Annotated in this window: 8 protein-coding genes; 4 read left to right on the forward strand and 4 right to left on the reverse strand. The window is 67.6% G+C overall.

Features of this window, described 5'->3' with window-relative positions; genetic code table 11:
* The first annotated feature begins 176 nt into the window (after window positions 1–176).
* From AC1RVW_RS25885 to AC1RVW_RS25895, 3 genes are all read left to right on the forward strand, one after another.
* Window positions 177–587, forward strand: a complete 411-nt coding sequence (locus AC1RVW_RS25885; protein ID WP_493203436.1) for a rhodanese-like domain-containing protein — start codon at window positions 177–179, stop codon at window positions 585–587.
* A 159-nt stretch (window positions 588–746) separates the two neighbouring features.
* Window positions 747–2,279, forward strand: coding sequence for an FGGY-family carbohydrate kinase (locus AC1RVW_RS25890; protein WP_493203438.1), 1,533 nt, complete (start codon window positions 747–749; stop codon window positions 2,277–2,279).
* A 41-nt stretch (window positions 2,280–2,320) separates the two neighbouring features.
* Window positions 2,321–3,283: a helix-turn-helix domain-containing protein gene (locus AC1RVW_RS25895; protein WP_159053684.1), complete on the forward strand. Its 963-nt coding sequence runs from the start codon at window positions 2,321–2,323 to the stop codon at window positions 3,281–3,283.
* On the opposite strand, the gene AC1RVW_RS25900 is transcribed toward AC1RVW_RS25895, so the two are convergent.
* Window positions 3,249–4,259, reverse strand: coding sequence for a substrate-binding domain-containing protein (locus tag AC1RVW_RS25900; protein ID WP_106936560.1), 1,011 nt, complete (start codon window positions 4,257–4,259; stop codon window positions 3,249–3,251). The genes AC1RVW_RS25895 and AC1RVW_RS25900 overlap by 35 nt on opposite strands.
* Window positions 4,260–4,464: 205 nt before the next feature.
* Here AC1RVW_RS25900 and AC1RVW_RS25905 point away from each other — a divergent pair, with 205 nt between their 5' ends.
* Window positions 4,465–5,244 (forward strand): type III pantothenate kinase, encoded by a 780-nt coding sequence (locus tag AC1RVW_RS25905; protein WP_081270411.1) that lies wholly within the window; start codon window positions 4,465–4,467, stop codon window positions 5,242–5,244.
* Window positions 5,245–5,256: 12 nt separating this feature from the next.
* On the opposite strand, the gene AC1RVW_RS25910 is transcribed toward AC1RVW_RS25905, so the two are convergent.
* The 3 genes from AC1RVW_RS25910 to AC1RVW_RS25920 are packed head-to-tail and all read right to left on the reverse strand — an operon-like array spanning window position 5,257 to window position 8,319.
* Window positions 5,257–6,585 (reverse strand): serine hydrolase domain-containing protein, encoded by a 1,329-nt coding sequence (locus tag AC1RVW_RS25910; RefSeq protein WP_493203441.1) that lies wholly within the window; start codon window positions 6,583–6,585, stop codon window positions 5,257–5,259.
* A gap of 32 nt (window positions 6,586–6,617) precedes the next feature.
* A complete protein-coding gene (locus AC1RVW_RS25915) occupies window positions 6,618–7,433 on the reverse strand; it encodes a crotonase/enoyl-CoA hydratase family protein (protein WP_081270409.1) in 816 nt (271 codons plus the stop codon).
* A 37-nt stretch (window positions 7,434–7,470) separates the two neighbouring features.
* Window positions 7,471–8,319, reverse strand: coding sequence for a 3-hydroxybutyryl-CoA dehydrogenase (locus AC1RVW_RS25920; protein ID WP_493203444.1), 849 nt, complete (start codon window positions 8,317–8,319; stop codon window positions 7,471–7,473).
* Window positions 8,320–8,512 lie beyond the last annotated feature (193 nt).

Here is an 8,512-nt window from a genome sequence, read left to right on the forward strand (position 1 = left end):
TGTCTCTCTCCAATTGGCTGTTCTGACTGGGGGAACCCAGGCTGCCGTCTTGGAGTTATGGTTTGACAGGCCCAAGCCGCCATCTTTGGCGCACAGGAACACGCAACAAACAGGGTTTTCACGAAGCGGTGAAAAATTCCGGTCATTGAAAACCCGCATTCCAAGGAAGAAAGCAGATGACTGATCCCGTCGAGAACAAGGGCTACGCCGGCGACGTGACGCCCGAGCAGGCCGCGCAATGGATGGCCGGCGGCCAGGCCGTGATGGTCGACGTGCGCACCGACGCCGAGCGCGAGTGGGTCGGCTACGTGCCCAGCGCCGTGCCGCTGGCGTGGAAGCAATGGCCGGGCATGGCGATGAACCCGGCCTTCGACGACGGCGTGCGCGCGGCGGCCGAGGGCGGCAGGAAACTCGTGATGCTGTGCCGCAGCGGCGTGCGCTCCATCGCCGCCGCGAAGCGCGCGACCGAACTGGGCGTGGAGGCATACAACATCCTCGAAGGCTTCGAGGGCAATCCGGACGAGAACGGCCACCGTGGCCTGACCGGCGGCTGGCGCAAGCGCGGGCTGCCCTGGAAGCAGAACTAGGCGTCGGGGAGGGCGCGCACCGCGCCCCGGAAGCGGCGAGCGCGATGAGGTAAACCCCGATGGCCGTGCGGCCAGTGCCTCAATACGATTGCGCAGAGGCGCACAATCGATTGTGCGACCCGCATCGGCTCACTCCCTGCATTCCCTTTTCTCGTCCCCATGAAGCACGCATTGCTCGGCATCGACGTCGGAACCTACAGCAGCAAGGCCACCCTGACGACGTTCGACGGACGCATCCTCAACACCGCCACAATCCCCCACGGCATCAGCCTGCCGCACCCCGGCCATGTGGAGCAGGACGCCGACACGGTCTGGTGGCACGACGTCTGCGCGCTGTGCAGGAAGGTGATGGAAGGCACCGGCCTGAGCGGGCAGGACGTCGCCGCGCTGGCCGTGAGTGCGATCGGCCCCTGCGTGGTGCCGCTGGATGCCCGGATGCGCCCGCTGCGCCCCGCCATCCTGTACGGCGTGGACGTGCGCGCGCAGGCGGAGATCGCCGAGATCGAGTCGGAGTTCGGCGCCGCGGCCATTCGCGAGTTCTCGCTGATGGACCTCACCAGCCAGGCCATCGGGCCGAAGATCCGCTGGCTTCGCAGGCATGAGCCCGATGTCTGGGCGGCAACCGCGCATCTCGCCACGGCCAGCTCCTACCTGGGCTGGCGCCTCACGGGGCAGCATCGCATCGACCGGCACACGGCCAGTCACTACATGCCGCTGTACAACCCCCGCACGGGCATGTGGGACGAACGCTTCAATCGCGCCTTCGTGCCGTTGGATGCACTGCCCCGGCCCGCCTGGTCCGACGAGATCGCCGGCGAGATCACCGCGCAGGCCGCGCAAGCCACCGGCCTTTCCGCGGGAACGCCGGTGGCCGTGGGCGCGGTCGATGCATTGAGCGAGGCGATCAGCGTGGGTGCGGTCGCCCCCGGCGACCTGATGGTGATGTATGGAAGCACCACCTTCTTCGTGCTGGTGCAGGACAGGCCGACGCCCGATCCGCGGGTCTGGACCGTGGCGGGCGCCTACGAAGGGCAATTCAATCTGGCCGCCGGCATGAGCACCACGGGCAGCCTGACGCGATGGTTCAAGGACGAGCTTGCGCGCGACCTCGCCGAGCCCGGCGGCTACGCCGCGCTTTTCGACGGCGCCGCCAACGTGGCGCCGGGCGCTGGCGGATTGCTGGTGCTGCCGTATTTCAGCGGCGAGCGCACGCCCATCAACGACACGCAGGCCAGCGGCGTGATCGCGGGGCTGAGCCTGTCGCATTCGAGGGAGCAGCTTTTCAGGGCCGTGCTGGAAGGAGTGGGCTTCGGTGTGCGCCACAACCTCGAAGCCTTCGCCGACATCGGCGCGAAGGTCGATCGCGTGGTGGCCGTCGGCGGCGGCGCACAAGGCAACACCTGGCTGCAGATCGTCTCCGACATCGCGCAGGTGGAGCAGGAAGTGCCGGCCGTGACCGTCGGCGCGAGCTTCGGCAATGCCTTCCTGGCGGGCTGCGCGGCGGGCCTCGTGCAGCGCGGCGACATCGGCCGGTGGGTCCGGCCCGGGCGTCGCATCGTGCCGGACCCTTCGCGGCGCGCGCTCTACGACGACATGTACGCCCAGTACCGCAAGCTCTACGACGGCACCCGCGACGTGATGCATGCATTGAAATCCATCGCGGCGGGCCAGGCGGATTCGAGGCCGCAATAGCCGGTCGCCAGGGCTGCACCTCCAACGCTCGAAGGCTCCCCGTGGAAGATCCGTCCCAGGCCCGGTGCGATGCCGTGTTCGAGAGCGAACTGGCGCGGCGCGTCGAGCTGGGCATCGAGCCATCGGGCGGCATCAGTTGCCATACCCATGCAACGCCCTCGCCGCTGGAGCGATGGCACTATCACGACGACTATGAACTCCAGCTCGTCCTCCGGACCTCGGGGCGCACCTACGTCGGAAACCATGTCGGAGAGTTCAAGCCGGGGTCCATCGTCCTGATCGGTCCTCGGGTTCCGCACAACCTGGTCTCCCTCGATGCGCCGGCCAGCGGAACGCGCGAGCGCAGCGTCGTGATCCATTTCCCGGGGGACCTGATGCCCAAGGCGGTGGAGCTCTTCCCGGATCTGCACGACGTGGTGTCGCTGCTGGACCGCGACCGCTGCGGAATCGAGTTCATGGATGCTGGCCGTGAACTGCAGGACGGTTTTCGCCTGGTACAAAACACTTTCGGCGTTGCCCGCTTCAGCGCCCTGGCCGAATTGCTGCAATGCCTGGGGCGGTGGCCCAGGTTTCGGTTGCTCTCCTCGACCTCCATTCCGGGCGCACGAGACGAGCGCAAGACCGTCCTGGACCGGCGGGTCGACAAGGTGCTCGAGCTTGTCTATCAAAACTATGCCGACAGCCTGTCGCTGGCCGACGCCAGCCATTGCGCCGGCGTCGGCCTCAACGGCTTCTCCAGGCTGTTCAAGAGGGCGACCGGCAGTACCTTCACCGACTTCCTGATCAGCGTGCGGATCGCCAGGGCCTGCGAGTTGCTGAGCAGGAAAGACCCGCAGGTCTCCAGCATCTGCTACCTGGTGGGCTTCAACAACATTTCCAATTTCAACCGGCACTTCCGGCGACTGAAAGGCATGACGCCGAGCGAATACCGGATGCACATGTCGGGCCGGTTCGGCGGCGCGCAGCGACTCAGGCTTCGACCAGCTCAGGGCGGATCCGGATGACCTCGGCGGGATCGAAGCGGCCCGAATCGATGATCTCGAAGGCCCTTCCGAGCAGGCCCGGGATGTCCTGCCGCACCATGAGCAATGGAAAGCTCAGGCAGGTCGCAAAAGGATCCCAGTCGTAGCTGCCGATGGCGCATTGGCGGACCTCGTCGAGCGGGACGGTCTTGAGAAACCGCACCACGCCCTCCAGCGCGATGGTCGAGTTCACGAACAGCCCGCGCGGCAGGCCTCCCATGCGCTGGCAGAGCGATCGCACCGAGGCTTCCGCCTGGTCCGCTTCGTAGCCGCAGGCATCGATGTCCGCACGGTCCAGGCTGCCGAACGCGTCGGCGATGGCTTCGGAAAATCCCTCGATCCGCTGCACCGTGTTGTGCTCGCCCGGAATGCCGCCCACGAAACAGAAGCGGTCGCGCCGCCCGGCACGCGGCGCCTTCGATCGCTCGATGAGCTTCGCCGTGAGTTCACGCGCGCCCCAACGGTTGTCTGAAACCACCGAAGGCGCGAGCGTGCCCGGCAGGTCGACATTCAGGTGTGCAATGCCGTGGTGCGCGCAGATCCTGCTCACCGCGTCGGGGTCGGAGGCGCCGGTCACCAGCAGGTATTCGACCTGGTAGGAGATCAGGGTGTGTGCCGTCTCTGCTTCCAGCTCCGGGTCGCGCAGCGTGCTGACCACGATGGGATAGAGATGCCGCTCGCGCGCCAGCCGCTCGAAGGTCTGCGACATGGCGCTGAAGAAGCGGTTGTCGTGCATCGGAATGAGCATGCCGATCAGCCCGGAGCGCTTGCGCCGCAGGCCGCTGGCCTGCCGGTTGAGCGTGTATTTCAGGTCTTTCGCGAGTGCGAGGACGCGCGCCGCGGTTTCCTCGCCGATGCGCCGGCTCTTCCAGGTGCCATTGAGGATCGCGCTGACCGTGGAGGCGGAAGTCTCGGCAAGCCGAGCCAGATCGTAGATGGTCGGTTCGCGACGGCTCATCGGTGCCGCCCGGCGGGTCGATCGCACGGCGCCCCGGCTGCGGCGGTGGACGATCGGTTGGCGTCAGGCTTCCACTTCATCGATGGAAGTTTACGCGCCCGTGTACAGCGCCAAGCCTGTCGAGCCGCGGCCCGGCACGGGCCCTTGCCGCGTATGCGACGCACGCGCCAGCATGCCTGGACACAAAGTCGCAATAATCCGGCGCATGGCATCCCCCTTCCTCGCTATCGATATCGGCAACACCCGCCTCAAGTGGGCGCTCTACGATGCGGCCCGCCCCGGCGCCGTGTTGCAGGCGCAGGGAGCGGAATTCCTGGACCACATCGAGCGGCTGGCCGATGGCCCGTGGGCCGACCTGCCCGCGCCCGGCGCCATGCTGGGCTGCGTGGTGGCCGGCGACGCGGTGCGCCGCCGCGCCGAGGAGCAGATCGTCGAGCGCTTCGACTGCACGCCGCGCTGGGTCATGCCGAGCGCGGGCGAGGCCGGCATCGTCAACGGCTACGACCACCCGACCCGGCTGGGCGCCGACCGCTTCGTGGCGATGATCGGCGCGCGCCACCGCATGCTGGCCGAGCAGCCGGGCGAGCCGCCGCGGCCGATGGTGGTGGTGCTGATCGGCACGGCCGTGACGGTCGAGGCGATCGATGCCGAAGGCAAGTTCCTCGGCGGCCTGATCCTGCCGGGCCACGGCATCATGCTGCGCGCGCTGGAGTCGGGCACGGCCGGGCTGCATGTGCCGACCGGCGAAGTGCGCGAATTTCCCACCAACACCAGCGACGCGCTCACCAGCGGCGGCACCTACGCCATCGCCGGCGCCGTCGAGCGGATGGTGCAGCACGTGCGCTCGCACTGCGGCGCCGAGCCGGCCTGCTACATGACCGGCGGCGCGGGCTGGAAGATGGCGCCGGTCATGAACGGGCATTTCGAGCTGGTCGAGAGCCTGATCATGGACGGGCTGCTGGTCATCGCTGAAGCACGCGGCTGAGCCTCGCCGGGCTCAGCGGCGCATCAGCGCCTCGCCCATCGCCTGGAACGCGGGCAGCGTCAGCGGGTCGTTCGCGCCGTTGGCCGCCACCGGATGCGCCGCATAGCGCACGATGACCATCTCGGCCTTCGGGTCCACATAGATGCTCTGGCCGTGGATGCCGCGCGCCATGTAGGCGCCATGCGGGTTGTGCGAGACCCACCACATGTCGCGGTAAGACCAGCCCTGCAGCAGTGGGTATCCGGCCTTGACGAACTTGGCCGGGTCGCCGCCGCGGCGGATGTCTTCCACCACCGCCTTCGGAATGGCCTGCTGGCCGTTGGACGCGCGGCCGTCGTTGCGCATGGTCTCGCCGAAGCGGGCCAGGTCGCGCAGCACGGTGTTCAGGCCGCCGCCGCCCGACTCGGTGCCGATGCGGTCGACCATGAAGTAGGCGTCCTGCTCGGCGCCGATGCGCCGCCAGATCTTCTCGCTCAGCAGGTCGGCCAGCGACTGGTTGCTGGCACGGCGAAGAATCCAGGCCAGCACCTCGGCGTTGACGGTCTTGTAGGCGAAGGCATCGCCATGCTCGCCTTCCTTCTTCAGCGTGACCAGGAATTCGTAGAACGACTTCGGTCCGGTGTAGTTCTGGCCCTGGGTGAGCATGCCGCCGGCGCGGGCGTAGTCCCAGATCTCGGCCTTGGGGTCGGCGTAGTTCTCGGAGTAGTGCACGCCCACGGTCATGTCCATCACCTGGCGCACGGTGGCGTCGCCGTATGCCGTGTCCTTCAGCTCGGGGATGTATTTGGTGACGGGCGCGGCCGGGTCGAGCCTGCCTTCGTCCGCGAGGATGGCGGCCAGCGTGCCCACGAAGGACTTGGTGACCGACATCGCGATGTGCGGACGCTCGGGCGTGAGCGCGCCGAAGTACTTTTCGTAGACCACCTTGCCGCGGTGCATCACGAGGATGCCGTCGGTGTAGGTGCCGGAGATCATCTGGGCGAAGTTGAGCGTCTGGTCGCTGCCCAGGGGGTTGAACGTGACGGCCTCGATCTGGACCGGCGAGGTCCCCGACGGCAGCGGGCTGGCCGCGCCGGCGCCGCGCCACACGTTGGCGGTGGGCACGGTCTCGCGCACGTGCGAGAAACTCCAGCGGGTGCGCGGAAACACGCCGCCGGCCGGGTTGTCGAAGGTGATGAGCTTGTCGGGCGGGGGCGGGAAGCCCTTCATCCAGCCCATCGCGTCGACCGAAGTGGCCGCGGGGTCCGGCAGTGCGGCGGGCGTGGGGGTCTGGGCGGAAGTGGTGTTCACGGCGAGCAAGGTGAATGCAGCGGCAAGCGCCGTGCGAATGAAGACGGACATGTTGTTTGTTGTTCTGGGTGAAGACGGGGGGATCAGCGGCCGCTGAAGCGTGCGGGACGGCGTTCGACGAAAGAGCGCACGCCTTCGGCCGCGTCCTCGCTGTTCGACAGGCGCTTCTGCGTCTCGATGAATTCCGACACCGCCGCCAGCGGACCTTGCTCCACCGCCTTGATCACGTTGAGCCGCGTGGCCACCACCGCCAGCGGCGCCTGCGCCGCGATGCGCTGGGCGATGGCCAGCGAGGCATCGAGCTCCTGCCCGGCCGGCACCACCTTCTGCACGAAGTTGAGGCGATAGGCCTCGGCGCTGTCGAACTCGTCGGCCGTGAGCAGGTGCAGCATCGCGTTGCCCACGCCCGCGCGCTCGGCCATGCGCAGCGTGGCGCCGCCCGTGGCCATGATGCCGCGCTGCACTTCCATCTGCGAGAAGCGGCAGTTGTCGGCCGCCACCACGATGTCCGCGCCCAGCATCAGCTCGATGCCCACCGTGAAGCAGATGCCCTTGACGGCCACCACCATCGGCTTGGTGCGGCGGCGGTAGCCGGGCAGGCCGAAGTCGTGCGGCTCCACCAGGCCGGCGGGAATGGCCTTCTCGCCACGCTTCATGTACTCGGTGACCGCAGGCAGGTCGAGGCCCGCCGTGAAGTGGTCGCCGAACGCATGCAGCACGCCCACGCGCAGGTCCGGGTCGTCGTCGAGCCGGGTGTAGGCCTCGGCCAGCTGCCTGAACATCGGCGGCGTCCAGCCGTTGCGCTTGGCCGGGCGGTTGATGCCGATCAGCAGCACGTGGCCGAGCACCTGGGTGTCGATGCAGCCTTCTGCGGGCGGGGTGGTGGGGGTCGCGGTCATCGGTGTTGTCTCCGTGTTGTCGTTATGGCAGCGCGGCTCAGTACGTGTACACGCCGCGGCCGGTCTTGCGGCCCAGCTGGCCCGCCGCCACCATTTCCTTGAGCAGCGGGCAGGGGCGGTACTTGGAGTCGCCGAACTGCTCGAGGTAGACCTCCATCACCGCCAGGCACACGTCCAGGCCGATCATGTCCGCCAGCGCCAGCGGGCCGATGGGCTGGTTGCAGCCCAGCTTCATGCCGGCGTCGATGTCTTCCGCCGTGGCGATGCCTTCGGACAGCACGAAGAAAGCCTCGTTGATCATCGGCACCAGGATGCGGTTGACCACGAAGCCCGGCGCGTTCTTCACCGTGATCGGCGACTTGCCCAGGCGCTCGGCCAGTTCCTTCACCGTGTCGTGCGTGGCGTCGCTCGTGAGGTAGCCGCGGATCAGCTCCACCAGCGCCATCATCGGCACCGGGTTGAAGAAGTGCATGCCGATGAAGCGGTCGGCGCGCGAGGTGGCCGCAGCCAGCTGCGTGATCGAGATCGACGAGGTGTTCGAGGCGATGATGACCTCGGGCGCCAGCATCTCGTCGACCTGCTTGAGGATCTTGAGCTTGAGCGCGTGGTTCTCGGTGGCCGCCTCGATGACCAGTTGCGCGCTCTTCAGGTCTTCGTAGTTGGTGGAGCCCTGGATGAGGGCCAGCGCGGCGGTCTTCTGCTCGGTGGTGAGCTTTTCCTTCTTGATGAGGCGGTCGAGGCTGCCCGACACCGTGGCCAGGCCCTTGTCGACCGCCGCCTGGGCGATGTCGACCATCACCACCTTCACGCCGGCCACCGCGCAGGCCTGCGCGATGCCGTTGCCCATTGTTCCGGCGCCGATGATGCCGACAGTCTGGATAGCCATGAGAGAACTCCTTGAAGAAACGAAAAAGGGGGGTGCACGGGGCGGTCGCCGCGGCAGGAACATCGATTGTGAATCAGCCCCACGGCCCCGCCGTTGCCGCGTGTGACACCTGCGCCGCGCGGGTGGCTTACAGTGCTGCGGTTGCTTTTTTCCCTCTTTTCCCGATCCCCGACCATGACCACCCTCGGCACCC

This window comes from Variovorax sp. MPBD4-3 (genome assembly GCF_058809745.1).

Excerpts from the sequence above, each read along its gene's own strand:
- AC1RVW_RS25885 (WP_493203436.1), top strand. The coding sequence starts at position 177 with ATGACTGATCCCGTCGAGAACAAGGGCTACGCCGGCGACGTGACGCCC.
- AC1RVW_RS25890 (WP_493203438.1), top strand. The coding sequence starts at position 747 with ATGAAGCACGCATTGCTCGGCATCGACGTCGGAACCTACAGCAGCAAG.
- AC1RVW_RS25900 (WP_106936560.1), bottom strand. The coding sequence starts at position 4,259 with ATGAGCCGTCGCGAACCGACCATCTACGATCTGGCTCGGCTTGCCGAG.
- AC1RVW_RS25905 (WP_081270411.1), top strand. The coding sequence starts at position 4,465 with ATGGCATCCCCCTTCCTCGCTATCGATATCGGCAACACCCGCCTCAAG.
- AC1RVW_RS25910 (WP_493203441.1), bottom strand. The coding sequence starts at position 6,585 with ATGTCCGTCTTCATTCGCACGGCGCTTGCCGCTGCATTCACCTTGCTC.
- AC1RVW_RS25915 (WP_081270409.1), bottom strand. The coding sequence starts at position 7,433 with ATGACCGCGACCCCCACCACCCCGCCCGCAGAAGGCTGCATCGACACC.
- AC1RVW_RS25920 (WP_493203444.1), bottom strand. The coding sequence starts at position 8,319 with ATGGCTATCCAGACTGTCGGCATCATCGGCGCCGGAACAATGGGCAAC.